General features: G+C 38.0%; 27 protein-coding genes and 1 pseudogene. 8 read left to right on the forward strand and 20 right to left on the reverse strand.

From position 1 onward, the window contains the following. The first annotated feature begins 244 nt into the window (after positions 1-244). The 3 genes from ASG21_RS16905 to ASG21_RS16915 all read left to right on the forward strand — a co-directional run bounded on the left by ASG21_RS16905 (position 245) and on the right by ASG21_RS16915 (position 2463). Positions 245-1093 carry a hydroxymethylglutaryl-CoA lyase gene (locus ASG21_RS16905; RefSeq protein ID WP_056083312.1) on the forward strand — a complete coding sequence of 283 codons (849 nt, stop codon included), beginning with the start codon at positions 245-247 and terminating at the stop codon, positions 1091-1093. A 29-nt stretch (positions 1094-1122) separates the two neighbouring features. Then, positions 1123-1524, forward strand: a complete 402-nt coding sequence (locus tag ASG21_RS16910) for an OsmC family protein (RefSeq protein WP_056083315.1) — start codon at positions 1123-1125, stop codon at positions 1522-1524. Between the two features lie 105 nt (positions 1525-1629). Continuing rightward, positions 1630-2463 (forward strand): sulfurtransferase, encoded by an 834-nt coding sequence (locus ASG21_RS16915; protein ID WP_056083318.1) that lies wholly within the window; start codon positions 1630-1632, stop codon positions 2461-2463. On the opposite strand, the gene bcp is transcribed toward ASG21_RS16915, so the two are convergent. Continuing rightward, positions 2460-2912, reverse strand: a complete 453-nt coding sequence (gene bcp / locus ASG21_RS16920) for a thioredoxin-dependent thiol peroxidase (protein ID WP_056083321.1) — start codon at positions 2910-2912, stop codon at positions 2460-2462. The genes ASG21_RS16915 and bcp overlap by 4 nt on opposite strands. A gap of 32 nt (positions 2913-2944) precedes the next feature. Here bcp and nth point away from each other — a divergent pair, with 32 nt between their 5' ends. Further along, positions 2945-3565: an endonuclease III gene (nth, locus tag ASG21_RS16925; protein WP_056083323.1), complete on the forward strand. Its 621-nt coding sequence runs from the start codon at positions 2945-2947 to the stop codon at positions 3563-3565. Positions 3566-3583: 18 nt separating this feature from the next. Here nth and ASG21_RS16930 read toward each other — a convergent pair whose 3' ends face one another. Continuing rightward, complete coding sequence (locus ASG21_RS16930; RefSeq protein ID WP_056083326.1) at positions 3584-4111, reverse strand: hypothetical protein; 528 nt, start codon at positions 4109-4111, stop codon at positions 3584-3586. A 227-nt stretch (positions 4112-4338) separates the two neighbouring features. Here ASG21_RS16930 and mnmA point away from each other — a divergent pair, with 227 nt between their 5' ends. After that, the gene (gene mnmA / locus ASG21_RS16935) at positions 4339-5526 is read left to right on the forward strand and encodes a tRNA 2-thiouridine(34) synthase MnmA (protein WP_056083329.1); all 1188 of its coding nucleotides are present in this window, start codon (positions 4339-4341) and stop codon (positions 5524-5526) included. A 113-nt stretch (positions 5527-5639) separates the two neighbouring features. Here the strand turns inward: mnmA and ASG21_RS16940 are convergent, their stop codons facing one another. Then, positions 5640-6101, reverse strand: a complete 462-nt coding sequence (locus tag ASG21_RS16940) for a hypothetical protein (protein WP_128414347.1) — start codon at positions 6099-6101, stop codon at positions 5640-5642. Then, positions 6004-6765, reverse strand: coding sequence for a hypothetical protein (locus ASG21_RS16945; RefSeq protein WP_056083791.1), 762 nt, complete (start codon positions 6763-6765; stop codon positions 6004-6006). Before ASG21_RS16945 ends, ASG21_RS16940 begins: the two co-directional genes overlap by 98 nt. Before the next feature lie 117 nt (positions 6766-6882). Between ASG21_RS16945 and ASG21_RS16950 the strand changes: the two genes are divergently transcribed. Both ASG21_RS16950 and ASG21_RS16955 read left to right on the forward strand, forming a co-directional pair. Next, positions 6883-7779: a hypothetical protein gene (locus tag ASG21_RS16950; protein ID WP_056083335.1), complete on the forward strand. Its 897-nt coding sequence runs from the start codon at positions 6883-6885 to the stop codon at positions 7777-7779. 159 nt (positions 7780-7938) lie between these two features. Next, complete coding sequence (locus tag ASG21_RS16955; protein ID WP_056083338.1) at positions 7939-8244, forward strand: hypothetical protein; 306 nt, start codon at positions 7939-7941, stop codon at positions 8242-8244. Positions 8245-8286: 42 nt separating this feature from the next. Here the strand turns inward: ASG21_RS16955 and ASG21_RS16960 are convergent, their stop codons facing one another. The 8 genes from ASG21_RS16960 to ASG21_RS16995 all read right to left on the reverse strand — a co-directional run bounded on the left by ASG21_RS16960 (position 8287) and on the right by ASG21_RS16995 (position 15007). Beyond that, positions 8287-9030, reverse strand: coding sequence for a LytTR family DNA-binding domain-containing protein (locus tag ASG21_RS16960; RefSeq protein WP_056083341.1), 744 nt, complete (start codon positions 9028-9030; stop codon positions 8287-8289). 55 nt (positions 9031-9085) lie between these two features. Further along, complete coding sequence (locus ASG21_RS16965) at positions 9086-9361, reverse strand: 2TM domain-containing protein (RefSeq protein ID WP_056083343.1); 276 nt, start codon at positions 9359-9361, stop codon at positions 9086-9088. 33 nt (positions 9362-9394) lie between these two features. Continuing rightward, entirely contained in the window at positions 9395-9691 is a 297-nt protein-coding gene (locus ASG21_RS16970; RefSeq protein WP_056083346.1) for a 2TM domain-containing protein, read from the reverse strand. A gap of 169 nt (positions 9692-9860) precedes the next feature. Then, positions 9861-10427, reverse strand: a complete 567-nt coding sequence (locus ASG21_RS16975; protein ID WP_056083349.1) for an isoprenylcysteine carboxylmethyltransferase family protein — start codon at positions 10425-10427, stop codon at positions 9861-9863. After that, positions 10414-10728: a 2TM domain-containing protein gene (locus ASG21_RS16980; protein ID WP_056083351.1), complete on the reverse strand. Its 315-nt coding sequence runs from the start codon at positions 10726-10728 to the stop codon at positions 10414-10416. Before ASG21_RS16980 ends, ASG21_RS16975 begins: the two co-directional genes overlap by 14 nt. Further along, positions 10715-12046 (reverse strand): 2TM domain-containing protein, encoded by a 1332-nt coding sequence (locus tag ASG21_RS16985; RefSeq protein ID WP_056083354.1) that lies wholly within the window; start codon positions 12044-12046, stop codon positions 10715-10717. Before ASG21_RS16985 ends, ASG21_RS16980 begins: the two co-directional genes overlap by 14 nt. A 40-nt stretch (positions 12047-12086) precedes the next feature. Then, positions 12087-12737 carry a hypothetical protein gene (locus ASG21_RS16990; protein WP_056083355.1) on the reverse strand — a complete coding sequence of 217 codons (651 nt, stop codon included), beginning with the start codon at positions 12735-12737 and terminating at the stop codon, positions 12087-12089. Positions 12738-12775: 38 nt separating this feature from the next. Further along, positions 12776-15007, reverse strand: a complete 2232-nt coding sequence (locus tag ASG21_RS16995) for a TonB-dependent receptor (RefSeq protein WP_056083358.1) — start codon at positions 15005-15007, stop codon at positions 12776-12778. 168 nt (positions 15008-15175) lie between these two features. Between ASG21_RS16995 and ASG21_RS17000 the strand changes: the two genes are divergently transcribed. Further along, positions 15176-15679 (forward strand): superoxide dismutase family protein, encoded by a 504-nt coding sequence (locus tag ASG21_RS17000; RefSeq protein WP_056083362.1) that lies wholly within the window; start codon positions 15176-15178, stop codon positions 15677-15679. A 220-nt stretch (positions 15680-15899) separates the two neighbouring features. Here ASG21_RS17000 and msrA read toward each other — a convergent pair whose 3' ends face one another. The 8 genes and pseudogenes from msrA to ASG21_RS17035 all read right to left on the reverse strand — a co-directional run bounded on the left by msrA (position 15900) and on the right by ASG21_RS17035 (position 26672). Next, positions 15900-16454, reverse strand: a complete 555-nt coding sequence (gene msrA / locus ASG21_RS17005; RefSeq protein WP_056083366.1) for a peptide-methionine (S)-S-oxide reductase MsrA — start codon at positions 16452-16454, stop codon at positions 15900-15902. Positions 16455-17067: 613 nt separating this feature from the next. Beyond that, positions 17068-17187, reverse strand: a pseudogene (locus tag ASG21_RS20730) (ROK family protein); the annotation flags it as partial. Between the two features lie 296 nt (positions 17188-17483). After that, positions 17484-18449 carry an ROK family protein gene (locus ASG21_RS17010; protein ID WP_056083371.1) on the reverse strand — a complete coding sequence of 322 codons (966 nt, stop codon included), beginning with the start codon at positions 18447-18449 and terminating at the stop codon, positions 17484-17486. 69 nt (positions 18450-18518) lie between these two features. Further along, a complete protein-coding gene (locus tag ASG21_RS17015) occupies positions 18519-19739 on the reverse strand; it encodes a PepSY-associated TM helix domain-containing protein (protein ID WP_056083374.1) in 1221 nt (406 codons plus the stop codon). 63 nt (positions 19740-19802) lie between these two features. Then, positions 19803-21977: a TonB-dependent receptor gene (locus tag ASG21_RS17020; protein ID WP_056083377.1), complete on the reverse strand. Its 2175-nt coding sequence runs from the start codon at positions 21975-21977 to the stop codon at positions 19803-19805. Positions 21978-22131: 154 nt separating this feature from the next. Next, positions 22132-25206, reverse strand: a complete 3075-nt coding sequence (secA, locus tag ASG21_RS17025; RefSeq protein WP_056083380.1) for a preprotein translocase subunit SecA — start codon at positions 25204-25206, stop codon at positions 22132-22134. A gap of 89 nt (positions 25207-25295) precedes the next feature. Further along, positions 25296-25517, reverse strand: coding sequence for a DUF2795 domain-containing protein (locus ASG21_RS17030; RefSeq protein WP_034709134.1), 222 nt, complete (start codon positions 25515-25517; stop codon positions 25296-25298). 117 nt (positions 25518-25634) lie between these two features. Then, positions 25635-26672 carry a GDP-mannose 4,6-dehydratase gene (locus tag ASG21_RS17035; RefSeq protein ID WP_056083383.1) on the reverse strand — a complete coding sequence of 346 codons (1038 nt, stop codon included), beginning with the start codon at positions 26670-26672 and terminating at the stop codon, positions 25635-25637. Positions 26673-26716 lie beyond the last annotated feature (44 nt).

Genomic DNA, 26716 nt, shown 5'->3' on the forward strand with positions numbered 1-26716 from the left:
AATTTCATCACGATAATTTCTTTTTTGATTGAATATGTTTAAATTAAATCTAATTTAAATGTCAATTAAATAATTTATACGCCACTTTTAAGTTTTTTTTAATTATAAAACAGGTAATTCACTTAATAATTCTGAATGATATAGAGAGCTCTAAACACTTTTAAATCAATTGATTCTGTGATATTTTGAAATAGACGTTTAAATTATTAAGTTTTATTATATTTGAGAAAATCAAAATAGAAAAATGTTTCTTACAGAATGTCCACGGGATGCCATGCAGGGCTGGGGAGAATTTATACCCACCACCAAAAAGATAGACTATATCAACGCTTTGATGGATGTAGGCTTTGATGTGCTCGACTGCCTGAGTTTTGTGTCTCCAAAAGCGATTCCTCAAATGGCTGATTCAGCTGAGGTTGCCGAAAATATTGATAAATCAGATTCGAAAACAAAAGTTTCTGCCATTATCGGAAATTTCAGGGGAGCTGAGAAAGCTTTGAAGCACGGTTCAATCGATGTTTTGGGGTTTCCTTTTTCCATTTCTGAAACTTTTCAGCACCGCAATACCAACAAGAGTCAGGAAGAAGCCTTCATAGATATTATTAAGATTCTTGAACTCACAAAATCTGAAAACCGCAGTCTCAATATCTATTTTTCTATGGCTTTTGGAAATCCGTACGGCGAAATGTGGAAGTTGGAGGATGTAGAGTTTTGGGCTAAAAGATTTTCGGAAATCGGGATTGATAATATTCTTCTCTCAGATACCACCGGCGTTGCCACGACTGAAACAATTGAACTGCTGTTCGGCGAAATTCCTCAAAAGTTTCCTGAAATTCATTTCGGAGCGCATTTTCATAACCGTTACGAAGATTCTTATACCAAATTGAAAGCCGCGTACGACAAAGGTTGCCGAAGATTCGATTCTGCTATTAAAGGGATTGGCGGTTGCCCTATGGCAAAAGATGATCTGGTGGGAAATATGCCGACAGAACAGGTCATAAATTTTATGAGCGTAGAAAAAGCGCCTCATAAACTGAATTTGCTTAATTTTGAAAGTGCTTACAATAAAGCAAAAGATGTTTTTCATTTTTGAGACATCGTCTCTTTAGAAATATAAAAATTATGACTTCAAAAATAACATACTTAGGAGATTTAAGATGCTCCGCAGAACACTTACAATCCGGAACAATCATAGAAAGTGATGCTCCGACAGACAATCACGGGAAAGGCGAGAAATTTTCACCAACCGATATGTGTGCAACTTCTCTGGCAGAATGTGCTCTTACAACTATTGCAATTTTAGGTAAAGACAAAGGCATCAACATCGATGGTGCTTACTGTAATCTTGAAAAAGTGATGGCTGCAAATCCGCGCAGAATCAGCGAAATCAAATGTGAGTTTATTTTTAAAGATCAGTATTCTGATGAGCAGAAGAAAGTTATTGAAGAAATTGCTTACAACTGTCCGGTTTCAAAAAGTCTGCATCCGGATTTGAAGCAGACGTTGAGTTTTGTTTATCAATAAAAATTTTATTCTTAAAATTTTATCAATAGGAGCGGGCTTTAGCCCGCTTTCTTTAGTGCTGAATCAAACGGCTTTAGCCAAAATCTATTCACCAAAAATTTTAATATGTCATCAATAATTTCCGCTTTCGATTTAAGAAATCTAACAGAAAATCTGATCATACTTGATGCCAGAGCCGGAAAAGATGCCTACCAGAATTATATTGAAAACCATTTGAAAGGAGCAAGATTTATAGATTTGGATAAAGATTTGGCTGAAATCGGAGAAGACGCAGCTTTTGGTGGAAGGCACCCGCTTCCGGATTTGGAGAAATTTGCCGAAACAATTTCCAAATTAGGAATCTCGAAGGATTCAGATATTGTGATTTACGATGATAAAAACGGAGCCAATGCTGCAGCGAGAGCGTGGTGGATGCTCACAGCTTTTGGATTGGATAACGTAAGAATTTTAGACGGAGGAATTCATGCTGCTGAGAAAGAAGGATTGGAATTCTCTTCTGGAAAAGAAGATTTCAGTAAGTCAGATTTAATTGAAGTTAAAAACTGGCTTCATCCGTTGTCAACCTTGGAAGATGTTGAAAATGAATTGATAAACAATTCTGCAACTGTGATTGATGTTAGAGATTCATACCGCTACATAGGCGAATCAGAACCGATTGATTTGGTGGCAGGTCATATTCCTAAAGCAATCAATATTCCTTTTTCGGAAAATTTAGATGTAAATGGATATTTCTTGAAACCTGAAATTTTAAAGGAAAAATATTCAGCACTTTTAAAAGGTCTACCTCAAAAGCTGATTGTCCATTGCGGTTCGGGCGTAACTGCATGTCACACAATTTTAGCTTTGCATGAAGCTGGTTTCGATATTCCCAATCTGTACGTCGGCTCTTGGAGTGAGTGGAGCAGAAGGGAAGACAAAGAGATTGCTAAAGAAATTTAATTTTCCTCCAAAATCTGCTGCGCTGCAGTCTTCGAAGTCACTTTTTCAATTACTCTGGTGCAGATTCCCTTTTCGTTGAAGATAAAAGTGGTTCTTACGATTCCCATGTACGTTTTACCGAAAGTTTTCTTTTCCTGCCAAACACCGAATTTCTCGATAATATCACGGCTTTCATCAGCAATTAAGTCGTAAGGAAAGGCAAATTTAGAATGAAAATTTTTCTGCTTTTTTACAGAATCTCCACTGATTCCAAGCAATTGAAAACCTGCTTTTTCCAATTCAGAATAATTGTCGCTTAAATTACAGGCTTCAACAGTACACGTTGGCGTACTCGCCTGAGGATAAAAGAATATCACCAGTTTCTGACCTTTGAATCTTTCAGAATTAATTGTTTCGCCATCCTGATTTACACTTTCAAAATTTGGTAAAGCGTCTCCGACTTTCAACATATTTTTTAATTTTGCTCAAATTTATAGTTTAAATGACAAAAAAACAAAGAGCCGTCATCATTCAGCAGGAATTGGAGAAACTTTATCCTGAAGTTCCGATTCCGCTGGATCATACAGATCCTTACACATTGATGGTGGCGGTGGCACTTTCGGCTCAGACAACTGATAAAAAGGTGAATCAGGTTACGCCTGAGCTTTTCGCTGTTGCTGGTACGCCTCAAAGAATGGCAAAGCTGGAAGAATTTCAAATCAAAGAACTGATTAAAGAAATCGGACTTTCCAATACTAAAGCCAAAAACCTGAAAAGAATGGCTGAACTCCTCTTGGAAAACCACAACGGCATTGTCCCTCAAACTTTTGAAGAGCTTGAGGCGCTTCCCGGTGTTGGTCATAAAACAGCCTCTGTGGTGATGAGTCAGGCGTTTGGGTTTCCTGCATTTCCTGTCGACACGCACATTCACCGTTTGATGATTCAATGGAAACTGACTTCCGGTAAAAATGTGGTGGAAACAGAACGGGACGCCAAAATGCTCTGGAAAGAAGACGTCTGGAACAAACTTCATCTTCAGATTATTTACTATGGAAGAGAATATTCTCCTGCGAGAGGGAAGGGCGAGAAAGATTTTCTCACCAAAATGCTCTTCGAAAAGTAAAAGCTCCGGGTGTTTCAATTACAAACCGACTACAAAACCGATATTCGGCATAAGTCCGCTTGCAAAAATGCTGTTGTTTTCCCTGTACAACACATTATACATTACACCAAGCTGCAGGAAAGAGTTGTTGCCGATTCTCTGAAGATATCCGCCACCAAGATAGAGCGCAGTCTCTTCGTCGGATGATTTGTAACCGTAAATTTTATCTTCATAATTAATAAAAAAATGCTGAAGATTTGCACCTACATAGAATGATCTTGCGAAATAATAGTTGGCGAAAGGCCCCACTCCAAACATGGTTGACCTGTAAAAGTCTGAAGTCTGCCACATCACCGTCCCCGTGATTCCGGCCTCAAGATCTTCTGTTAAACGGTAACCAACTCTGGGTGCTGCCTGAATGTTGAACATAGAATTACTTCCGAAACCAAAGCCAATTCCGCCTCCGAAAGTCCATCGGCTGGGGCTTTCTGGGGCGTTGCCGATCGCGATCTGCGAATAGGCAAAAGTGGAAATCAAAACTGAAGTCGCAATAAAAAGTTTTCTCATATCATGTAATTTTTAACGTGAACAAAATCTTTCAAACTTAAACAAAATCACTTCTTGACAGCGGTGAGCGCAATTTTTGATTAAATTTTAAGTAATACAAAAGCAAGTCTGTAAAGAATATCGTTTTTATCAATCCTTAAAAATATCATTTTTTTTGCGAATGAGATTGTCGTAATTTTGCGGCTCAACTAAGAACTCCCGTTAAGAGTTTCGTAAAATTGAATTAAATGAAAGTAGTAGTAGGCCTCTCCGGAGGTGTAGATTCAAGTGTTACGGCGTATTTGCTGCAACAGCAAGGTCACGAAGTCGTGGCTCTTTTTATGAGAAACTGGAACGATGCTTCCGTAACTTTGGAAGACGAGTGTCCGTGGATTGAAGACAGTAATGATGCTTTAATGGTTGCTCAGAAGCTGGGAATTCCGTTTCAGGTGATTGATATGAGCGATTTGTACAAAGAAAGAATCGTTGACTATATGTTTGACGAATATCAGAAGGGAAGAACTCCAAATCCTGATGTTCTGTGCAATAGGGAAGTGAAATTCGATGTTTTTATGAAGACTGCAATGTCGCTTGGTGCGGATAAAGTTGCAACAGGTCATTATGCACGAGTAGATTCTACAATTGATGAAAACGGAAAAGAAATCTTTCATCTTCTGGCAGGAAAAGACAATAACAAAGACCAGTCGTATTTTTTATGTCAGTTGAATCAGGATCAGCTTTCAAAAGCATTATTTCCAATCGGAGAGCTGACGAAACCTCAGGTGAGAGAAATTGCCAGAGAAATGGAATTGGTAACTGCTGACAAAAAAGATTCGCAAGGTCTGTGTTTTATTGGGAAAGTTAGTTTGCCACAGTTTCTACAACAGCAATTGGTGCCGAAAGAAGGTGAGATCATCGAAATTTTTAAAGATTCTCCATTGTTTTCTCAGGAAATTCCGGTATTTTCTTCAAAAGAAGATGAACTTGAATTTTTAAGCAGAAAAATAAATTATAAAAAATCTGACGGAAAAGTAATTGGCAAGCATCAGGGTGCACAGTTTTTCACCATCGGTCAAAGTAAAGGTCTGGGAATTGGGGGTCATAAAGAATCCTGTTTTATCGTTTCCAGAGATATGGAAAACAATATCATCTTTGTTGGTGAGGGCCACAGCTTCCCGGGTCTGCATAAGAAAGCTTTAAAAATTGATAATACTGAACTGCACTGGGTTCGTGAAGATTTAAGACTGAAAAATGGTGAATCTATGGAGGTGATGGCGAGATTCCGTTACAGACAGGAACTTCAGAAAGCTGTAATCTATCAGTTTGAAAATGCCTTTTTTATGGAATTTGAAAATCCTCAATCAGCTATTGCAGAAGGACAGTTTGCTGCTTGGTATCTGGAGGATGAACTGATTGGAAGCGGTGTGATTTCTTAAAATTTTAAGATTTCGCAGATTTAGGAACTCTCTTCATTATTATTTAATGATAAGACATAAATAATCCCGAAGCATCTTTGTTTCGGGTTTTTGTTTGTTAAATGTAAAACTGATTATTTCAACTTTTTGTTGAAGTGTGTTGATTTAAAAAATAGAATTACAGTTATTTCTATCATCAGAATAACTGTCAGATAGACGACAGGTTTTCCCAGGTAAATTCCTCTGATGAGTTTGATTATTCCTAAACTAAAAATGATGATGAGGAAATAAAGTATTGACCTCAGGTTATTGATCTTTAAAAGTTTTCCGAGGATAACTGTCACACATAATCCAGTTAAAATAATCAGATAAAACTGCAGAAAGGCAGGACCTTTTAAAGTAATCGGATTAAGTGTCTGATGACTGATGAACAACCAGAACAGCGCCGTGATTACTGAAACTGAATGTAATGCTGTACTTTTCATATCATTATTTTTTTTAGCTTCCACATCCTCCTCCGCCGCATCCACCGCAACCTCCGCCGCCGCAACTGCTTCCTCCTGAATCACCGCCGCTGCTGCAACTGGAGCCTCCATCGCTGGAAATGCTTCCTCCTTCTCCGTTGCTTCCGTTTTTGTCTTTGTTTTTACCGAACGCGGTTCCAAGAATTGCTGCAAAAATATTCAGCACCACAAAAAAGGCAATGAATCCACCGATAACCGTTACCAAAACTCCTGAAACCGAGTCTGAGCAGGATCCAAGAAGGAGGAGAGCAGTGAAGAAAGAAGTCAATTTTAAATTCTTCAGCCAAGATATCTTAGGTTTAAGTTTTGAAATCTGACCGTTCCAGATTTCAGCTGGTGGCTCCAAGCCGAAAACTTTACGATAGTTTTCCAGAGTTTCTGAGAACCAGTTCTGATGTTTTGTGTTTTCAGAGTTTCCTCCTGTGGATGGGTGGTGATGAAGACTTCTTTTCAGGATATTCGGGCAGAAATCTTCCCAGTAATTCTGAGTGTAAATCAAATGCATGTGCCAGACTTTATCTACGGTTTCACTTGGTGATGCGCCGTGAGGCAAGATACAGCAGAGGTACACAAACTTTTTGTACTCTTCAATCGCTTTCCGGGTGAATTCTGCACTCCAGTTTTCTTCTTTTGCCAGTTTTTTTGAGAATGGAAATGTCGCATTCTCCTGATCTAATGAAAATCCCTGAATTCTTTGCCAAAGATTTTCGTTTTCTAATACAATTTCTGTTTTCATTTTGTTTTCTTTAATTTTTCTACTCAAATATCCTTTGATTTGAAAATATAAAAGTCCTGCAAAAATCTTTTTAAGAATTAAAAAAATCTTAAATTAGTCTTATCATAAAAGTAGATAATGAGAAAAGAAGATATTTTACATCTTGAGAAACTGATGAATTTCCTTAGCCTCCAGTTTCTAAAGAAAAACCGCTGGGAAGATGTTTCCAAAACGGAATGGTCTTACATTGTTGACGAAATCAATGATCTGATCATCAGTGACAATAATGAAAAAAGCATTAAAAAAGATCCGGAATTGCTGGGCTCCAATTATTTATATGAACATTTGATCATCAATAAGCTGAAGAAATATTACCAAAATGAAAATTCAGTTTTAAGTAAGCCGAATCTGGCAAAACTGACGAAGATTGTTAAGGTTTTGGGCTATTCAAATTATATAGATTTTATCAACTCCAATACAGAGTCGTTTAACTTTAATGATCTGAGAATTGATATGAACAACGTAAAACAAAACACAGAACTGCTCGACAGACTCGTGGGCTGCTGGTATTCCTACAACAGAAACCTTCCGGAGAATCCTCTGCAGTCGAAAGAAGACAGAATCTGGCGCTCCGCAACAGAAATTTATAAGTCTGAAACTTCAGGCGAATATTTTGTTGAAAGAAGCGGTGGCGACCGTCACAAGTATTTCGGGAAAATCACAGCGTATTCAGATTATGTTTTCATCATCATGAACAGCAATACGTTTATCCGCCAAAGGCATTTTATCTCAAGAATAAAAGATATCAATGAGAAGATGAAAAATCCAGAATATAAGCTCTATGAACTGCATTTTATAAGTACGTGTATTAGTTTTAATCAGGAGCCGATTGCTCTTTTTGAAATATTTCAGAAAGCAGACAGAAAAAACTTTATTCCTGACTCCATCAGTTTTCCTATCGACAGCGACCAGATTCCGGCATCAGTTATCAGACAGCTGGAAGATACCGAAGCCAACAGAATCGATTATAAATAAAATTTTAGATCCCAAAATTACATTCGTCGACACAATTTCATCATTCATCTATACAAATCAGTTATACTTCTATAAGCCTTTATTAATGGCGTTTTAGGGCATGTCTATTGTTTCATTTAAAACAGAAAACAATTAATTAACCTTAAAAAATAAAGCCTTATGAAAAAATTAGTTTTAGCAGCAAGTTTATTTGTTGCAGTAGCCATCACAGCACAGCAAAGAAGAGTAGAAGTGAAGCATGACCGTGTAGAAAACAGACAAAATCAAAACGGCTGGTACGGATTGGGACTGTCTGCATCTCAGGAAAGACAGATAAAATCTTTGGAAAGAGAAAGACTTACCGAAAGAGGATATGAAGCCAGAATCAAAAGCATTCTTACCAGACAACAGTATCAGAGATATGTTCAGAACCAGAAAAAAGGTGGCAAGGACAGAAAAGTAGCGTTCAACCGCTCATTTAGATAATATTTGCGAAAGAGGCCGGGAAATTTTCCGGCTTCTGTATTTTTATGAAACCAGCCAGTCTTTAAAATCCTTTACACGCTCCCGGCTCACAGTAATTTCTTCATCAGGCTGGAAATTTAATTCTACTTTATAATTGGGCGAAGTGTGAATATTTTTAATATAATCTGAATTGATTATAAACTGCCTGTTTACCCGGAAAAACTTTTGGTCATCAAGAACTTCCGTAAGTTCATCTAAAGTGAAATCTGAAGGATAAGACCTGTCCGAAGTTTGCAGATAAACAATTTTATTTTCGCTGAAAAAACAGCTGATTTCCGAGGTCTGGACAATTTTTAGATTATAACCGATTTTAACTAAAACCCTGGAGAGAGTAGATTTGTCTTTTTTAATTAAATCTTTAATTTCCTGAGAATTAACGGCGTTACCTGAAGGAATGAATGATCTGAATTTTTCTACCGCAGAAGCGAGATCCTCATCCATAATCGGTTTCAGAAGATAGTCGATGCTGTTGAGTTTAAATGCTTTCAGTGTGTATTGGTCAAACGCAGTGGTATAAATAATGAAAGCCTTTGTCGGCGTTTTTTCAAAAATGTCAAACGAGAGGCCGTCGCCCAGAACGATATCAGAAAAGATCAGCTGCGGATGTTCATTCTCAGAAAACCACTGTACGCCTTCTTCCACAGACTCTATTTTGGCAACGATTTCTATGTCCGGAAATTCGCTGAGCATTCTTTCAAGCTTTCGGGCTGCGGGTTTTTCGTCTTCGATGATGAGCGTTCTGAGCATAGGTCGTTTTTTAGTTTTAAATCTGAACTATAAAAGTAATTAAATCTTTCTTTCCTTAAAAATTTATCGGCTTTTTGGTCTTGTTCATTTCGTCCTGTAAAATCTTTTCCTCCCATTCAGAATTTAAAATAAACAGTTTTACCGCTTTTACCGCAATGATGATTCCCCAGACTGTAAGAATGATTGAACCGGTTGAAATGGCTTCAGTAAAATCTCCGTATTTGATAAATCTTCTCGTAAAGATGATTAAAGCTACGATTCCGAACCACATGCAGTTTTTGTAGAATGATTTCAGGTCTTTTACTCTTTGTTGTGCAGTTTGATATTCCATGATGTTTATTTTTAAATTGTTATTAATTTGTAATTAAAGTGATTTTACGTTTCTTTTTTCTCTGTCCATGATTTCCTGAATCTTTTTCTCTTCCCAGTCTTTTCCGATCCCGAAAGTGTTTACGGCATGAGCAACAATTCCAATTCCCCATCCTAACATCGGCCAGTAAAACCACAAATGTTGAGGTGATGTGATCATATTAATAATGATTAAAAACGGAATGACGATGCAGTATGAAGCAAGATTTCCATAAAAACCTTTGAGGTCTTTTACTCTCTTTGCTGCTTTTTCGTAAGCTAAGTTTTCTTTGTTGTAAGTAAGATTTTCCATGATGTTTTATTTTAAAAATTAGTATCTGTTTGTTTTTGTTGAGACAAATGTAGAACAGAAAACCACCCCAATTCAACTTTATCTAACCGAACGGTCATTTTTGGCGACTGAACAGCAAAAATCCCGACTCAGACGAATCGGGATTATTTTTTTAATAAGTAAACTGATCTTAATAAATTAACGGGATCAGCATTTTTGTTCTTTTTCGGTAGTTGAGGTAATCATCTCCGAAAGTTTCTATCAAAGCTTTTTCTTCTACAGCAATCCTGTATCTGAACGCGATGCAGACGGGAATAAAAACAATAATTAAAGAAATCCAGTTATTGAGATACAGGCCAAGACCTAAAAATGTAAGCAGTGCAAAACTGTACGACGGATGCCTCAAAATCTGATAAATGCCATCCTGCTTAATCTTATGGTCCTGCCGGATGCTGACATCTACAGTAAAATATTTTCCGAGACTCCTAATAATCATCCATCGGATCAAAACACCTGTGATAATCATGGTTAAACCTGAAAAGTAAATCCAGTCCTGATCAGTAATCTCAAATGCAGTTGTTTTTGAAATAAATACGCCCAAAAAAACTGATGGCATAATCACAATCCAGAGGATATTCAGGGTTGAGCTGTCCTTTTTTTCAGCCGTTTCATCAGACTTTAAAATTCTTTTGTAATAGATTTCTGTTGCAAACCAGACGGCGACTGATAAGTAGAAGATGGTTTCAAGAATTTCCATGCTGATTGTTTTTATTCATCAGTTCTTTTATTTTTTTCTCTTCCCAGTTTCTGAAAAAGCTGAACCTTGGGAAAAATACAAACAGGGCATGTATCAGAACACCAATTCCCCAGAAAGTTGCCGTCGTAAAATTTTTAAACTGAAAATAAGTTTCTCCAGGTCGTAAATCGTAATAATTAAATACCGCAATCAGGATATTCACAGCAACGTATGAGAACAGATGTCCATAGAAGCCGCGCAGCTTTTCGACCTGTTTTTTGGCCTGCTGATACCGAAAGTCATTTTGATTAAACTGATCCATTATTTCCGTTTTTTTGTTTGTTCATAATTTCCTGAATTTTTCTTTCCTGCCAGGAGTCTCCAATTGCAAAAACCTGAAATCCGTGCGATGCCACACCAATTCCCCAACCCAACATCGGCCACCAAAACCAAAGATATTCTCTGCTTGTAAACAGATTTACAAAAATTAAAAAAGGAATCACAATGCAGTACGAGATGAGGTTTGCATAAAATGATTTCATTTCTTTTACTTTTTTCCTGGCTCTTTGATAAGCTTCGTTATCGTCATGCGTTTTTTCGCTGACGATTTGTGGTTTTTCAGCAAGTATCGGTAATTTAATTTTAAAATAATCTTCAGATTTTTCAATGAAGACATTTCTCCTGGTTAATAGAGCGTAACGCTGAACGATGTTTGACAGACCGATTCCTGCGCTTTCTTTCAGCTGTTCCCTTGCCTGAAGATTGTTTTCAATACAGAGGCAGTCATTTTCTGTAAAAACTTTGATGATCAATGGTTTTGATGAGGTCGCAAAATTATGTTTGATGCAGTTCTCCAGAAGCAGCTGTAGCGAAAGCGGAACAACGAATTTTCTCAGGTCATTTTCATTGACATTAAATTCAAAATCTACACTGTCCTCGAACCTTGTTTTCAACAGTTCACAGTAGGTTTTAGCAAAATCCAGCTCATCCTGTACCGTCACCAGTTCTTTATCTTTCTGCTCCAGAACGTATCTGTAAATCTTTGACATTGAGGCTGTAAACTTCTGAGCCTGTTTCGGATTTTCATCGATTAACGAACTTAAAACATTCAGAGAATTAAAAAGGAAGTGAGGGTCGAGCTGATTTTTTAAACTTTCAAACTGTGCGTTGGCAGATTTGGCAATGAGTTTCTGCTCTACAACTTCTTTTCTGGAGGTTTTCTTCAGCTCATCCATAAAACCTTTCGCATGAAGAAAGGCCGAGATCAGCAGCGCAACATTGATGGTAAACCAGTTGATAAAATTATACCTTCCGGTAAAATATTCTTCGGTAGTTGCCGCTTTCTGGAAGACCACAAAATTCATGTAATTGCAGAAATACACGAGAATAATATTCGCAATCAATATCGTCACAATGCTGATGATTCCTCTTTTTGTAGTGGCCTCAGACCACGGAAATTTTTTGTTCAGATAATCATTGATCAAACAGTTTCCTGCACCCAGAATAAAAGAGTACATGAAGGAAATGAGTATGGTCAGCACAAAGTTCTCCAGTGTCTTTTCGTCTGTAAAGGCGAAAAAGAAAAACATTGACGTTCCTAATGATATCCAGGCTAATGTGATAAGATTCTTACGTTTCATAAATTGTATACAGGCTCAAAAAGCATTGCACAAAATTAGATTATTTTCCTGCAGCCTGACTGACAAAATATTCAGCTTCAGATTTGCCCCAGTTTGGATCTAATGCAGTTTTAGGTTTAAATGAACTGTATTTTTCCAAAGCCACTTTGAAGAGTTCAATTCCTTTGGTCTGGCTTCCGCCGTACTGCGCAGGAGTAAAATAGGTATCTTCTGCTTTTATCAGAGCCACTCTCGGGTTTTGAGGGTTTAAACTTTCTGCTTTTTTCAGTTGCTCGTCGGCTTTCATTCCAAAAGTCATGTATCTTTCCATTGGGTTCACGACCATTTTCAGAGAGTAGATCATTTTCTGAAGTAGATAGATCTCAGAATTGTTGGCATCTGCAGCCATTGCGAGATCTACATATTTCTGTGCCGCATCTGCAGCGGCGTCCAGCTGATCCATTTTTCCTTCACGCATCAGTGTTCTTCCTTTCTGAATCTGTGCCAGTGCTGCGTAATAATTTGGAAGCCATTTTCCTTTTTCTTTCTCGGCAATTCTTACGAAATCATTAGACAAAGCATGGAATTCATCAGCGGTTTTACTGGTTTCGATCTTTGCAATTTTATCAGACATTGCTTTTTCGTAAGTGGTCTGTGCAAAAGAGGATAAGCTTACTAAACTTAAAGCCAGACTTAAAAGTAATTTTTTCATGATTGTAAAATTTTTAAAGTTAAATATAATTGATTTTTTTAAAGATTGTTGTTGATGGCATCCTGCGTTTTATCTACTCCGAAACTGATAAACATTCCAACAAATACAAAGGTATTCACAGGCGGAACGACTGCTGATCTAAAGTTCCCACTGGATGAAAAATTGTATCCGTAAACATTATTTCTCCCCAAAACATTGGAAACACTCAAAACAAAAATAGTAAACGCCTTCGAATCTTTTCTACCAAGATTAGGCAGATAATTGAAGCTTAAATTGAGCGAACTGAAATCTTTCAGACTGCCTTCATTCCGGATGATATTTTCGCCGTTGTTGCTTACAATGTCATAGTACGGACGGCCTTTGGCATAATTAAATGACAGGTTAGTTCCGAATTTAAGTTTAGGGAAAAACCTTTTGGCCACTACAGCAACAGTATGTTCAGAAGCGAATGATGGTTTTAAACTCATCGGATAATTCAGGAAATCTCTTTTTGAATCTAAAAACGAGTAGCTCACCCAGTAATCAATATTTTCGAAGGTCTTTTTGTCTCTGAAAAAGAATTCAACACCTTTGGCAAATCCATTTCCGTTGTTGCTCACGGCTGTCTGCACGGGTTGATACTGCCCGGGAATGTTGGCGACATTCTGCACTTTGATCAGATCATCATAGTTTTTGTAGAATGCTTCAAACCGTAAACTTCTTCCTTCCACATTGCCCTGAAGCTGGAAAATATAATGCTGAGACTGCTGAAAACCGAGTTTTGCAGGTGAATTGATGTATCTGCTTTCCGGATTTTGATAGAAGATTCCGTAGGCGAGGGAAGTCGTCCAGTCTTTTGCCAAGCGGTAGGCTAAAGCTACTCTAGGTGCGAAATTAGCGGCTCTCAGGAAAGAAGAATATTCACCTCGTGCCCCGATTTTAGCTGAAAACCTGTTGCTGAAACCTAAATCTGTTTCCACAAAAGCCGAAGAAATAAGATCTGAATAATTTTTGTTGATGTCCTGAACAGAAAGTTCTTCCTGAGCATGATTTAATTCAAAACCACCCCGTACAGCACTTATTCTGTTGATCTTTCTTTCTAAAACTGCTTTGAAGTTCAGATAATTTCCGTCATTCAAAACTCTCGTTTCGTCTGATTTTACAGATTGATTTTCTGTTGCAAAACGCAGATCCGAACGGTTGAATGAATATGATGTTCCTAAATTTAAAAGGTATCTTCCAAATTTCTGACGGTAAGACAGTGTTTGAAAAGTGTTTTTTCCTTTTAAATTAACTAATGAATGTTCATAATCAGGTTCAAGACTGGGCATTTTTACGCCCATTACATCGGTACTGAACATACCATAGTATTTCAGAAAGCCGCCGGCCTTTGTTTTAATTCTAAAATTGGCATCGCCATTAAAGCCACTCGGTGGTTCATGGAAATTGGTATTAAAATTAAAGACTTCCTGCATCAGTTTTAAATTGGAATAGCCTGCACTTGCCCCATAGGAATGTGTTTTCTCATCATTCACTCTCTGAAATGAAGCGTTTAAGAAAATCGGAGCCACTCCAAAATCATAGGAAGACTGGTCGGGAAGATCTACACTTTCCAGCATCAAAGCACCTGAAAGTGCCTGCCCGTACAAAGCGGAATAGCCACCACTTGAGAATATATTTCCTTTAAAAAGTGAAGTATTGAAACGGTCTCTTCCCGCAATTCCCGGAACTGAATTTGAAAAATAATTGTTGATAAGGCTTCCGTCCATGAAGATTTTAGCTTCAGAACCTGTCCCGCCACGGATGAAAAGCCCTTCAGTTTCGCCTACTTTCTGTACTCCCGGAAGATAATTTAATGCAGAAGAAATCTGTCCGTCTGCGCCAGCTGTGGTATAAATATCCAGTGGAGAAAGCAGTGCAGTGGCTCTGTTCCTATCGCTCGCCTCAATAGAACCTGCTGTGATCACTACGGCATCAATCTCACTGATCTGTTCTTTCATATCCACTCGCAGTTCAATGTTCTGATTTTCAATCAGCAAAGACTTTTCGGTATCGATATACTTTGGATGCGAAAACTGTAGAATATGATTTCCCTTTTCGGAAGTTTCAAATGAAAAATTCCCTTCGCTGTCGGATGTTGTTCCGTCGTACGTGTCTTTCAGTGTAATATTTACCTGAGAAATTCCTCTGTTTTTATAGCTTACCTTTCCTGAAATCTTTATCTGGGAAGATGCAGAAATAAAAATAAAGGTGAAACTTAAAAGGAGTAATCTGAGACTGAAAGTTTTCATTGGCTAATAATTTGATGTAAAAGTACACAGTTCATCAAACGCGTTCAATTAAAATATACTGAATGGTAATTTTTAAACTCCGAACCGTATTTTGATGATATCTTAAGACTTCTTTGGTTTAAGATTTTTTTCATTTTAAAATTATTCACATTCTAAAATATTAATAAAATGAATTTAAAAACAATTACATTATTAGGTGGTTTTGCCCTGTTCACCGTATCTTGCGGAGCCAGTAAAACCTACGACATCCTTCCGAAAAGCAATACGACAACTGCCGGAACCGTAAGTTTTACCGAATCCGGAGGTGAAGTAACACTGAAGATTAAAGCTAAAAATCTCACACCGGGAATTCACGCAGTTCACCTTCACGAAAAAGCCGACTGCTCCTCAGCTGACGGCGAATCAACAGGAGGGCACTGGAATCCTTCAAAGATGGATCACGGAAGATGGGGTGGTGAACATTTCCACATGGGTGACATTGGGAATCTTACTGCGGACGCAAAAGGAAACGCTGAGTTGACTTTCAAAACTGACAAATGGTGTCTTGACTGTGTAGATGAAACCAAAAATATTCTCGGAAAAGGTATGATCATCCACGCTGCAGCGGATGATTTCCAGACTCAGCCAACAGGAAATGCCGGTGGTAGAGTGGGATGTGTGGAAATAAAATAGTACAGAGTAATTTACGATAATAAGAAATGCAGGCTATCAGCCTGCATTTTTGTATGAATAATACATGATTTTGTCATGCTGGAAGCATCTACACTAAGTAATTAAACCGTTAGTTGTTAAGTTTTTTAAGGAAGCATCGGTAAGTGTGTATTAAGATAAATACATGTTTTGCCTTGTTTTACCTTTAGACATAATCTCTGCTTAAGTCTTAACCTAAGCCTTAACCTTCTGTAATTAATCCCAATTCTCCGTAATGTTTTTTAAACTTCTGAATTTTGGGACCTACCACTGCGCTGCAATACGGCTGAGTAGGATTTTCGTTGTAATATCCCTGATGATACTGTTCAGCCGGCCAGAATTTTTCGAGAGGAGAAAGTTCCGTAACGTAAGTTCCGTTCCATCTTCCAGATTCCTGTGACAATTTCATAGCTGCTTCTGCCTTTGCTTTTTCTGCCTCGTCTTTGTAGTAAATCACCGATCTGTACTGGGTTCCGATGTCGTTGCCTTGTCTGTTGAGTTGGGTAGGATCATGAAGGAAGAAAAATACATCCATCAACTGTTCGTAGGAAATTACATGAGGATCGTAGGTAAGCTGTACCACTTCGGCATGACCGGTCTGTCCGGTGCAGACTTCCTCATAGGTCGGGTTGTCTTTATGTCCGCCGGAATATCCGGAAACAGCCGATTCTACGCCTTTCAGCATGTTGAAACAGCTCTCAACACACCAAAAACATCCTCCGCCAAAAGTGATCTGTTCAAATTGATTTGTATCCATTTTTTTATTGAATCTTATTTAAATTTAAAATGCTTTTAAAAGCCTATCAAAATTAGGAAAAATCTTGCCAAAAGAGTTGGGTTTAAAGTATGATTCCGTAAATAATTGAAATTTAAAAAGAGCATCACAAAAAATGAGACGTGTAAACTAAAGAATTCAGACGTGTAATTTGGAAGATTTAGACGTGTGAATTTACAGGTTTACACGTCTAAATTTTACAGGTTTAAATTTAAATCAAAAATTCATTCGGGTGAGTTAAAGAATTCATGCGGATGAATTGAGTAAATCATGCGGGTAAATTGGAAGACTGATGCGGGTGAATTTTTTTGGAGAAATATTTCTAAGAGATTTTACAGGAATTAACAGTCCGCTACTACGGAGCTTTTTGTGTGTGGCTGCATATTGTTTCTATTAACAGGACGCCGCTCTGCGGCTTTTCCAGGATTTTCGATTGACATTTGATTATTGACTGCTCCATAGGAGCAATATCTGTGTAGAGAACAGTCGATTGTGCTGGCGCGTTCCGTAGGAACGCTATCTCTTTTCACTACTAGTATTCAAATGAAAAAGCATCCCCGAAAGAATGCTTTGTGTTATTAATTTAAACTAAAATTTATTTTTCCCAAACCAATGCACTTGCGCCTAAATTAGCAGCATCAGCTTCATCCAGTTCAGAGAACACCAACCTCACTTTATTTCTGAAAATCGGAAGAAGATTTCTTTCCATGTGAAGAATTTTTTGTGAGAAATATTTTTTAGAGATTTTACAGGAATTAGCAGGCCGCTCCTACGGAGCTTTTTGCGTGTGGCTGCATATTGTTTCTATTACAGGACGCCGCTCTGCGGCTTTTTAGGGATTTGTAGCTTGTCACTTCATTATTGACTGCTCCATAGGAGCAATATCTGTGTAGAGAAAATAATCAGTGTTGCTGGCGCGTTCCGTAGGAACGCTATCTCTTTTCACTACTCATATTCAAGCGAAAAAGCATCCCCGAAAGAATGCTTTATGTTATTAATTTAAACTAAAATTTATTTCTCCCAAACCAACGCGCTTGCACCCAAAATAGCGGCATCAGCTTCATCCAATTCAGAGAACACCAATCTTACTTTATTTCTGAAAATCGGAAGAAGATTTCTTTCCATGTGAAGTTTTGCAGGTTTTAAAATAAAATCTCCTGCTTTAATCACACCGCCAAACAAAAGGATGGCCTGTGGGGAAGAGAACATCACAAAATTGGCGAGTGCCTCACCCAGTTTTTGACCTGTATACCTAAAAACTTCAACAGCTACAGGATCGCCTTTCAAAGCACATTCATGAACTGTTTTGGAATTGATTGACTCTTCAGGATATTGATTCAGCATAGATTCCGGGAACTCTGCACGCATTTTCTTGGCTGTGATAGCAATTCCGGTAGCTGATGCATAAGACTCGAGGCTGCCTTCAGATCCTGTGCTCCAGTGTTTTCTGCCGCCAGGTTTTACGATGGTATGACCTAATTCTCCGGCAAATCCGTCGCTGCCGTAAATAAGATGTCCGCCGGAAACAATTCCGCTTCCTACACCGGTTCCGAGGGTAATCATGATGAAATCTCTCATGCCTCTCGCTGCGCCGTACATCATTTCGCCCAAAGCTGCTGCGTTGGCATCGTTGGTCATCTTGCATGGACTGTTGAATTTTGCGGTCATTAAATCAGCAAAACTGATAACGCCTTTCCACGGAAGATTTGGAGCAAGTTCTATTGTTCCTCTGTAGTAGTTTGCGTTGGGAGCGCCTACACCGATACCTTCAATTCCACTGTCGGAAAACTCTTCAATCAAAGGCTGAATTTCGCTGTAAAGTGCGTCTACAAACTCTTCAGGTGTGCCGTATTGGTCGGTTGATAGGGAACCTTTGGTTAAAATCTGACCTCTGTGGTTGACGAGACCAAATTTAGTATTGGTTCCACCGATATCGATACCTAATGCAACCTGTTTTGACAAATCTACTACTGACATTTTCTTATTGTATAATTTCGAGGCAATAAATTTATAAAAAAGATTGTATTAATAGTTATGAAACGTATTTTATTTCAGAATCTGGATTGTTTTTTTAGTCTTTTTTCTCCGTCCCCACCAAATTAAAAAGCCGGTAACCGGAAGTGAAGCGCAAATGAGACTGACAATAAATGCAATGATTTTTGTAGGTAATCCTAAAATAGATCCAACGTGGATGTCGTAATTCGCGGCTACTGTTTTTTCGCCAAAGTTCTTGTCTTCGTGGTTGTAGGTATGGAGCAGTTCACCAGAATTTTCATCGAAGATCAGACTGCTGTTCTTGTGGTAAGAGTAGGAAAGATGCTTCACAAAAACTGAGAAATTCGGGTGCTCATGGTCATCCATGTGCGGATGCCCCAAATCAATTGCAAAGCCGTAAGAACTTGGATATTTTGCATGAACGGTTGAAATGACTTTGTCTAAAGTGGTTTCGTTTCTCATTTCAACTGGTGCTTTTGTAGTGATGTGAGAAAAATCGGGATAGACTGTGCTGCCACCCGAAAAAACAAAATAAATCATCGCCTGAACTACAAAGAATGCATAAAATAAACCGGTAATTGAGAAGATTAAAGCAAAAATAGAGGCGTAGAAACCCAGGACGTTATGAAGATCATAGTTTTTTCTTTTCCAGCTTTTAATATTTTTCCATTTGAATGAGAATCTTTGCTTTCTTGCAGCTTTGTTTTTTGGCCACCAAAGAATTATGCCTGAAATCAGCATAATGACGAAGATAATAACGGGAATTCCCACAACATATTTTCCCCAGTCCTGCTTCAGCAAAAAGCTCCAGTGAATGCACTTTACGATCTGAAAAAAGCCGTTTTTCTCGTCGAATACCTCTAAAACTTTTCCTGTGTAAGGATTGACGTAAGCTGATTTGTAGACAGGAAATTCATCAAAATAATTCCAGGCTGTGGTGTTGTGCTCGTACCAATAGAACTGATAAGACATTTTTTTATCAATGGGAACATTCACCCAATGGATTTTATATTTCTCTTTCACCTGTTCATCAACCATTTTCTCCAGAACACGGATGGGCAATACCTGCTTTTGAGCGATATTCTGTTCGTTGTGGTAGATGACTTCTTTTCTTGTGAAATTTTCCACTTCATCTTTAAAGACAAACAGAGTTCCGGTGATGGAAACGATAAAAATAATAAGCCCAACGGACAGTCCCAGCCAGAGATGGATTTTGCCTGTCCATTTTTTAAATGCGGAGGGTTTCTTTTTATGGTGATGTTTTTTTCTCATGACTTAAAACAAAAAACTATTCCCGAATAATTTCAGGAATAGCGAATTTATAAATTTTTGATTTTAGAACTTGTATGTAACCGTTCCAAGGGCATTGATGAGTTTTTGGGGGTTTGCAGTAGAATATCCAATCCAATAATGCTGATTGGTAAAGTTGTCTACTTTTACTCCGATTCTGAATTTTTTAGCATCAAAAAATGCATTGGCGTTCAGGACAAAAAATTTAGGAAGGGTAAAGGATGTAACTGTTCCGTCTGTCTCAAGGTTGTTGAGAATTTTATTTTCACCTGCATAGTTTCCACCAACGCCAAATCCAAGACCTTTAAGGCTTCCATCCAGAAACTGGTAGCTTGCATTAAAGTTTCCTAACCAATGCGAACCGGCTGTGGCAGGTCTCAGACCAGTTGATAGATCTTCTGTGTCATTATATGCGAGACCTCCGATTAAAGAGAATCCTTTTACCAGATAAGCATTTACTTCAAGCTCAATGCCTTTGCTGTGTATTTCACCTGTTTGATTTTGGATAGCTCTGTTGTTTGCAGTATAGCCGGTCGTTACAAGATAATTTTTAGCTTTAATGTCGTAATAACTTACTGTTGCGTTAATTTTTCCGTTAATTAAATTGGTTTTAAAACCTCCTTCAAACTGATTCGCTCTTTCGGGATCAGATAAAGCTATATTTCCGGCTGAATTAAACGTATAGTATCCATTGCTTTTAAAGCTGTTCTGATAATTTCCAAAAACTGAGAATTTATCTTTGGCAATCTCATAAACCAAACCGGCTTTTGGCGACCATGCAGACTGAGTGTACGGATCTGTTGGTACCATGAAAACATCACCTCCCTTAGATTCATTGCTTTCATATCGGATTCCCACTACCAAATTTAGACCGGTAACAGGGGTAAATACGTTGGACACGTAACCACTGTAAGTATTAAGATCTGAATTTACATCATAGTTGCCGATGTTGCCGGGATTGCTGTAAAGGTTACCCATCACGGTACCGTTGAATCCTGAGTAATCTCCACCGTTTGCAGGAACAGGATTAAATCCGCCATCTACAGTAAGGTAAATAAATCTTGATCGGTCTTTAGTTTGTAAGAAATCAAAACCAGCAACTGTTCTGTTTCTCATACCGTTTCCGAAAGTATAATCTAAGTTGAAATTCTGCTGAATCTGAAACCATGACTTTTTGCTGTCTCTTGTTCCCTGGTCGTATCTGTTAACAAATACCTGATCTGCCACAACACCAGCAGAAAAGTAAGGCCCGAAACCGTCAGAATAGCTATGAGAATTATTGATATTAGTAGACGATCTGATATTGTCGTTGATTTTATAATTAATCTGACCGAAGATGTTATTTACTCTTGCAGTTGTGTACAGATCATCTCCTAAATAAGACTGCTTATAATCCAGACCTTTTTTCTCCAGATCAAGCATATTGTCTATTCCGCCTAATGCATTAGGTGAAAGATAGAAAAATAACTGCTCACCAACCGCTCTGGTGTTGAACATTTCGTATTCTACATTAAACTGTAATTTATCTGAAGCATTGTACGTAAGAGATGGCGTAAATGCGAAGAAAGAATTTTTCTGATCTGTTTTCTGAAAGCTACCCTCGTTCGTGTAAGCCGTGTTTATTCTTAATAGAAGTTTTTTATCCTGTGTAAGAGGGGTATTTAAATCAGCCTGTGCTCTGTAAGTATTATAGCTTCCAGCCATTAAAGAAACATTTCCACCAAAAGTTTCGTTTGGTTTTTTGGTAACTCTGTTGATAAGACCGCCGTAAGAAGCAACATTACTTCCATACAAAGTTCCTGAAGGGCCTTTTAAAACTTCTAATTTTTCTAAATTAATAGCATCAACCGTTGTTGTAACAGGAGATACTAAGCCGTTTCTCATAGAACTGCTAGATACAAAACCTCTCAAAACTACAAATGCACCTCCGTCGCCCGCTCTGCTTGTAGCATTCCACATTTTTTGCAAACCAGTTACGTTTCTGTAAGCGTCATCTACAGTAAAGATTGCCTGATTTTCCAGAGCAACTCTGCTCACTGAAGATAGAACCTGAGGATCTTCAATAGCTTTTAAAGGCATTTTGTTTGAGTACTCACTATCCTTCTTAAGTACGGTATTAATGATAACTTCTTCTATATTTTTGGAGTTGGCAGAATCTTTTTCCTGTGCAAATGCGAACACTGTTCCTAATAGTGAAGCACAAATCAATAGCTTATTCATGTAGACTTAATTTTCTGCAAATATATTCTTTTTAATTATTCTAAATAAATCTTAAAATTGATATTTGTCATATTTAAATCACAATTAATATTCAGTAAATAACAAAAAAACCGTCTCAAAAGAAACGGTTTTTATATAAAATGAAATTTATCTCTTATGCAGGAATCTCTCCTTTGTATAAGAATGAAATAATTTCTCTGTTTAATTTATCGATCATTTCACTGAAAAGGTGGAAAGATTCCTGTTTATAAATTACCAACGGATCTTTCTGCTCGTAAACAGCTCCCTGAGAAGATTTTCTCAAATCATCCATTTCACGGAGGTGAAGTTTCCAGTTTTCATCGATGATGGAAAGAGTGATGTTCTTTTCAAAATCGTTGATCATGGTTTCACATTTAGAATCATAAGCTTCTTTCAAATCAGTAACAATTGTCATTGTTTTGATACCGTCTGTGAAAGGAACCTGAATCATTTTAAACATTGAACCCTGCGTCTGGAAAACATTTTCTATAATCGGGAAAGATTTTTCTTTCAACAGATTCAGTTTCATGTTGTAATCTTCCTGAGCTGCGCTGAACAAAGTATTCGTAAGATCTGCAACAGTCTTAGCTTTGAAATCGTCCTCTGAAACTGGAGATTCCATTGTGAAAGTTTTGATGATTTCGTACTCAAATTCTTTATAACTTCCGGTAGCTTTTCCTTTCGCAACGATAGAATTGGCAACATCGAAAATCATATTTGTGATGTCATACTTCAGGTGATCTCCAAAAAGTGCGTTCTTTCTTCTTTTGTAGATGACATCACGCTGCTTGTTCATGACATCATCGTACTCAAGAAGTCTTTTTCTTGTTCCGAAGTTGTTTTCCTCCACTTTTTTCTGAGCTCTCTCAATAGATTTTGAAATCATAGAATGCTGAATTACTTCACCTTCTTTATGACCCATTCTGTCCATCATTTTAGCAATTCTTTCAGAACCGAATAAACGCATTAAGTTGTCTTCCAAAGAAACATAGAACTGCGAACTTCCAGGATCTCCCTGACGCCCCGCTCTACCTCTCAACTGTCTGTCCACACGTCTTGAATCGTGTCTTTCTGTACCGATAATTGCTAAACCACCGGATTCTTTCACTTCTTTTGAAAGTTTAATATCCGTTCCACGACCTGCCATGTTGGTTGCAATAGTTACAACTCCCGGCTGTCCAGCTCCTGCAACGATTTCCGCTTCTTTCTTGTGAAGTTTCGCATTTAAAACCTGGTGTGGAATTTTTCTTAACTGAAGTGCTTTTGAAAGCAACTGAGAAATCTCAACCGATGTTGTACCGACCAAAACAGGTCTTCCTGCAGCTGTTAACTGCTCAACTTCTTCAATTACGGCATTGTATTTTTCTCTGTTGGTTTTGAAAACCAAATCCTGTTTGTCATTTCTCAAAATTTGACGGTTGGTAGGAATTACCACAACGTCTAATTTATAAATCTGCCAAAGTTCACCTGCTTCAGTTTCAGCTGTACCCGTCATCCCCGCAAGTTTGTTGTACATACGGAAATAGTTCTGAAGGGTTACGGTAGCAAAAGTCTGCGTTGCCGCTTCGATTTTTACACTTTCTTTAGCTTCAATCGCCTGGTGCAAACCATCTGAATAACGGCGACCTTCCATAATACGGCCAGTCTGCTCGTCAACGATTTTTACTTCACCGTCGATTACAACATACTCATCATCTTTTTCAAACAATGTGTAAGCTTTAAGCAACTGACTCATGGTGTGAACTCTCTCTGATTTCTCAGCAAAATCTGCAAAAAGTCTTTCTTTAGCTTCAAATTCTTCTTCTTTAGATAAATTTTTAGCTTCAACCTCTGCGATTTCAGTTCCGATATCAGGAAGTACAAAGAAGTTATTATCTGAATTCCCCTGAGACATGTATTCTACACCTTTGTCTGTAAGGTCTACCTGATTATTTTTTTCTTCAATAACGAAGTATAGATCTTTATCAACCGTCGGCATTTCGCGGTTGTTGTCTGCCATGTACTGAGCCTCAACTTTCTGAAGCAATGCACGGTTTCCGCTTTCTGATAAGAATTTAATCAGCTGTCTGTTTTTCGGAAGACCTCTGTAAGCCTGAAGTAATTTAAACCCACCTTCCTTGGTATTTCCGGCAGCGATTAATTTTTTAGCTTCATTAAATATTGCAGAAACTGTTTTTTTCTGAACCTCAACAATTCTGTCGATAGAAGGTTTCAGAACATCAAATTCCTGTCTGTCACCCTGAGGTACCGGTCCGGAAATAATCAACGGCGTTCTTGCATCATCTACCAAAACTGAATCTACCTCATCCACAATGGCAAAGTTTAATTCTCTCTGAACCAATTCTGTCGGAGAGCTCACCATGTTGTCTCTCAGGTAATCAAAACCAAATTCGTTATTCGTTCCGTAGGTAATGTCTGAATTGTATGCTTTTCTTCTTCCGTCTGAATTCGGCTGATGATTGTCGATACAGTCGATAGACATTCCGTGGAACTGGTACAATGGTCCCATCCACGCGGAGTCACGTTTTGCCAAATAATCATTCACGGTTACCACGTGTACGCCTCTCCCTGGCAGAGCATTAAGGAAAATAGGAAGTGTTCCTACCAAAGTTTTACCTTCACCGGTTGCCATCTCGGCAATTTTACCGCTGTGAAGAATAACCCCACCAATAAACTGCACATCGTAATGTACCATATCCCAGTTTACCGGAGTTCCGGCAGCATCCCAATGGTTTTTCCAAACCGCCTGGTCACCCTGAATTTCTACAAAATCTTTTCCAGAGGCAGCCAGTTGTCTGTCCCATTCTGTAGCCGTCACACGGATTTCTCCGTTTTCAGCCCATCGTCTTGCTGTTTCTTTTACTAAAGCAAAAACTTCCGGAAGAATCTGAAGAAGTACTTTCTCTTCAATTTCGTACGATTCTTTCTTCAGTGTGTCGATTTTTGAGAATAAAGCTTCTTTTTCGTCAACATTAGTTGAGTTTTTGATAAGCTCTTTTGTTTCTTCAACCTGAGCAGTAATTTTGCTGGTTGCAGAACTGATATTTTCTTTAAACTCGGCCGTTTTTTCTCTTAAACCATCATCAGACAATTGCTGAATTCCAGGCTCAACAGCTTTGATTTTTGTTACAACTTTTTTTACTTCCTTTAGGTCCTGCGCTTTCTTGTCTCCCAAAAACCCTTTAAGAACTTTGTTTAAAAAACTCATTTATTTAGCTTTTAGCAAATAACCTGTGGCTAATTGCGTTAGTAATTATATAAAAAAGCCAATGACGGAAGCCATCAGCTGTTGCTATCTTAATATTCGTCTTCGTTCCAAAGATAATCCTCGTCTGTAGGATAGTCGCTCCAGATTTCGTCGATGGCATCGTAAACTTCACCTTCATCTTCGATAGCCTGAAGATTTTCTACCACCTCCATCGGTGCACCGGTTCTGATTGCGTAGTCGATCAATTCTGCCTTTGTCATTGGCCAAGGCGCGTCACTTAAGTAGGATGCTAATTCTAATGTCCAGTACATAATATTTTAATTTTTGCAAAAGTATAAAATTAGGTTATATTATAGCCTTTTTTATACTTGATTTTCAATTCTTTTTGTTAAATATTTATGAACAGCGTGAAGTATTTACACACTCTGTCAGCTATTCTGTTCTCGATTTCTCAAAAACCATTCCACGAAAATTTTTATGCCATTTTGGAAGTTTGCAGTAGGTTTATAAGCCAATAATGTGGCTGCTTTGGCAATATCTGCGTTCGTTTTTGTGACATCACCGGCCTGCATTGGCAGATTTTTTCGGTTTGCTGTCTGTCCCAAAGCTTTTTCTAACGTAGCGACCATTTCGTTGAGTGTGATCACTTCGTTTTCACCTAAATTAATAATTTCATAAGCCCTGTCACTGTTCTCCAAATATTCTATTGAACCAATAATTCCATGGATGATGTCGTCTATAAAAGTATAATCCCGTGCGGTGGATCCGTCGCCATAGAACGGGATTTCTTTATTTTCAGAAATAAGTTTTGTGAATTTATGAATGGCAAGATCGGGGCGTTGTCTCGGACCGTAAACAGTAAAAAATCTCAAATGAATCATGTCGATTTTATACAGACTGTGATAAACATTGCCTAAGATTTCAACAGCTCTTTTTGTGGCGGCATAGGGAGAAATAGGTTGGTCAACGGCGTCACTTTCTGAAAAAGGTATTTTTTCGTTGTTACCGTAAATGCTGGATGATGAAGCGCAGATCATTTTTTTAATCCCGAAATCTTTCGCCAGCTCCCACAGATGCATGGTTCCTTTGATATTGACTTCCTCATAATCTAACGGCCTTTCGATGGATGGTCTCACGCCGGCAAGTGCAGCGAGATGAATTATTAAATCAATTGTATGATTTTTAAAAATTTCTTCTAAACCGTTTTTATCTCTGATATCAACGTTGTAAAGCTGGAAACGTTCAGATTTTGTCTGTTCAGTCAGAGCCTGAATATCATTTAGTTTATCTTTAAAATTAAATGAAGAATTGAAACCTACAGATTCTAAAGTATTCCTGATTTTGATTTTATAATCGTAGAAATCATCAAAATTATCGATGCTGATGACAGAATGTCCGTTTTTCAACAGGTTTTCTATTAGATGAGAACCGATAAATCCGCTTCCGCCGGTAATGAGATATGTCATGGCTAAATTTCTTCCACAAATATATTCATAAACTAAAAAAGAAT

The organism is Chryseobacterium sp. Leaf394, from assembly GCF_001424105.1.
In the GTDB taxonomy this organism is placed as follows: domain Bacteria; phylum Bacteroidota; class Bacteroidia; order Flavobacteriales; family Weeksellaceae; genus Chryseobacterium.

Coding starts and splice junctions, on each gene's coding strand:
- ASG21_RS16905 (WP_056083312.1), top strand. CDS start 245: ATGTTTCTTACAGAATGTCCACGGGATGCCATGCAGGGCTGGGGAGAA.
- ASG21_RS16910 (WP_056083315.1), top strand. CDS start 1,123: ATGACTTCAAAAATAACATACTTAGGAGATTTAAGATGCTCCGCAGAA.
- ASG21_RS16915 (WP_056083318.1), top strand. CDS start 1,630: ATGTCATCAATAATTTCCGCTTTCGATTTAAGAAATCTAACAGAAAAT.
- bcp (WP_056083321.1), bottom strand. CDS start 2,912: ATGTTGAAAGTCGGAGACGCTTTACCAAATTTTGAAAGTGTAAATCAG.
- nth (WP_056083323.1), top strand. CDS start 2,945: ATGACAAAAAAACAAAGAGCCGTCATCATTCAGCAGGAATTGGAGAAA.
- ASG21_RS16930 (WP_056083326.1), bottom strand. CDS start 4,111: ATGAGAAAACTTTTTATTGCGACTTCAGTTTTGATTTCCACTTTTGCC.
- mnmA (WP_056083329.1), top strand. CDS start 4,339: ATGAAAGTAGTAGTAGGCCTCTCCGGAGGTGTAGATTCAAGTGTTACG.
- ASG21_RS16940 (WP_128414347.1), bottom strand. CDS start 6,101: ATGGAGGCTCCAGTTGCAGCAGCGGCGGTGATTCAGGAGGAAGCAGTT.
- ASG21_RS16945 (WP_056083791.1), bottom strand. CDS start 6,765: ATGAAAACAGAAATTGTATTAGAAAACGAAAATCTTTGGCAAAGAATT.
- ASG21_RS16950 (WP_056083335.1), top strand. CDS start 6,883: ATGAGAAAAGAAGATATTTTACATCTTGAGAAACTGATGAATTTCCTT.
- ASG21_RS16955 (WP_056083338.1), top strand. CDS start 7,939: ATGAAAAAATTAGTTTTAGCAGCAAGTTTATTTGTTGCAGTAGCCATC.
- ASG21_RS16960 (WP_056083341.1), bottom strand. CDS start 9,030: ATGCTCAGAACGCTCATCATCGAAGACGAAAAACCCGCAGCCCGAAAG.
- ASG21_RS16965 (WP_056083343.1), bottom strand. CDS start 9,361: ATGGAATATCAAACTGCACAACAAAGAGTAAAAGACCTGAAATCATTC.
- ASG21_RS16970 (WP_056083346.1), bottom strand. CDS start 9,691: ATGGAAAATCTTACTTACAACAAAGAAAACTTAGCTTACGAAAAAGCA.
- ASG21_RS16975 (WP_056083349.1), bottom strand. CDS start 10,427: ATGGAAATTCTTGAAACCATCTTCTACTTATCAGTCGCCGTCTGGTTT.
- ASG21_RS16980 (WP_056083351.1), bottom strand. CDS start 10,728: ATGGATCAGTTTAATCAAAATGACTTTCGGTATCAGCAGGCCAAAAAA.
- ASG21_RS16985 (WP_056083354.1), bottom strand. CDS start 12,046: ATGAAACGTAAGAATCTTATCACATTAGCCTGGATATCATTAGGAACG.
- ASG21_RS16990 (WP_056083355.1), bottom strand. CDS start 12,737: ATGAAAAAATTACTTTTAAGTCTGGCTTTAAGTTTAGTAAGCTTATCC.
- ASG21_RS16995 (WP_056083358.1), bottom strand. CDS start 15,007: ATGAAAACTTTCAGTCTCAGATTACTCCTTTTAAGTTTCACCTTTATT.
- ASG21_RS17000 (WP_056083362.1), top strand. CDS start 15,176: ATGAATTTAAAAACAATTACATTATTAGGTGGTTTTGCCCTGTTCACC.
- msrA (WP_056083366.1), bottom strand. CDS start 16,454: ATGGATACAAATCAATTTGAACAGATCACTTTTGGCGGAGGATGTTTT.
- ASG21_RS17010 (WP_056083371.1), bottom strand. CDS start 18,449: ATGTCAGTAGTAGATTTGTCAAAACAGGTTGCATTAGGTATCGATATC.
- ASG21_RS17015 (WP_056083374.1), bottom strand. CDS start 19,739: ATGAGAAAAAAACATCACCATAAAAAGAAACCCTCCGCATTTAAAAAA.
- ASG21_RS17020 (WP_056083377.1), bottom strand. CDS start 21,977: ATGAATAAGCTATTGATTTGTGCTTCACTATTAGGAACAGTGTTCGCA.
- secA (WP_056083380.1), bottom strand. CDS start 25,206: ATGAGTTTTTTAAACAAAGTTCTTAAAGGGTTTTTGGGAGACAAGAAA.
- ASG21_RS17030 (WP_034709134.1), bottom strand. CDS start 25,517: ATGTACTGGACATTAGAATTAGCATCCTACTTAAGTGACGCGCCTTGG.
- ASG21_RS17035 (WP_056083383.1), bottom strand. CDS start 26,672: ATGACATATCTCATTACCGGCGGAAGCGGATTTATCGGTTCTCATCTA.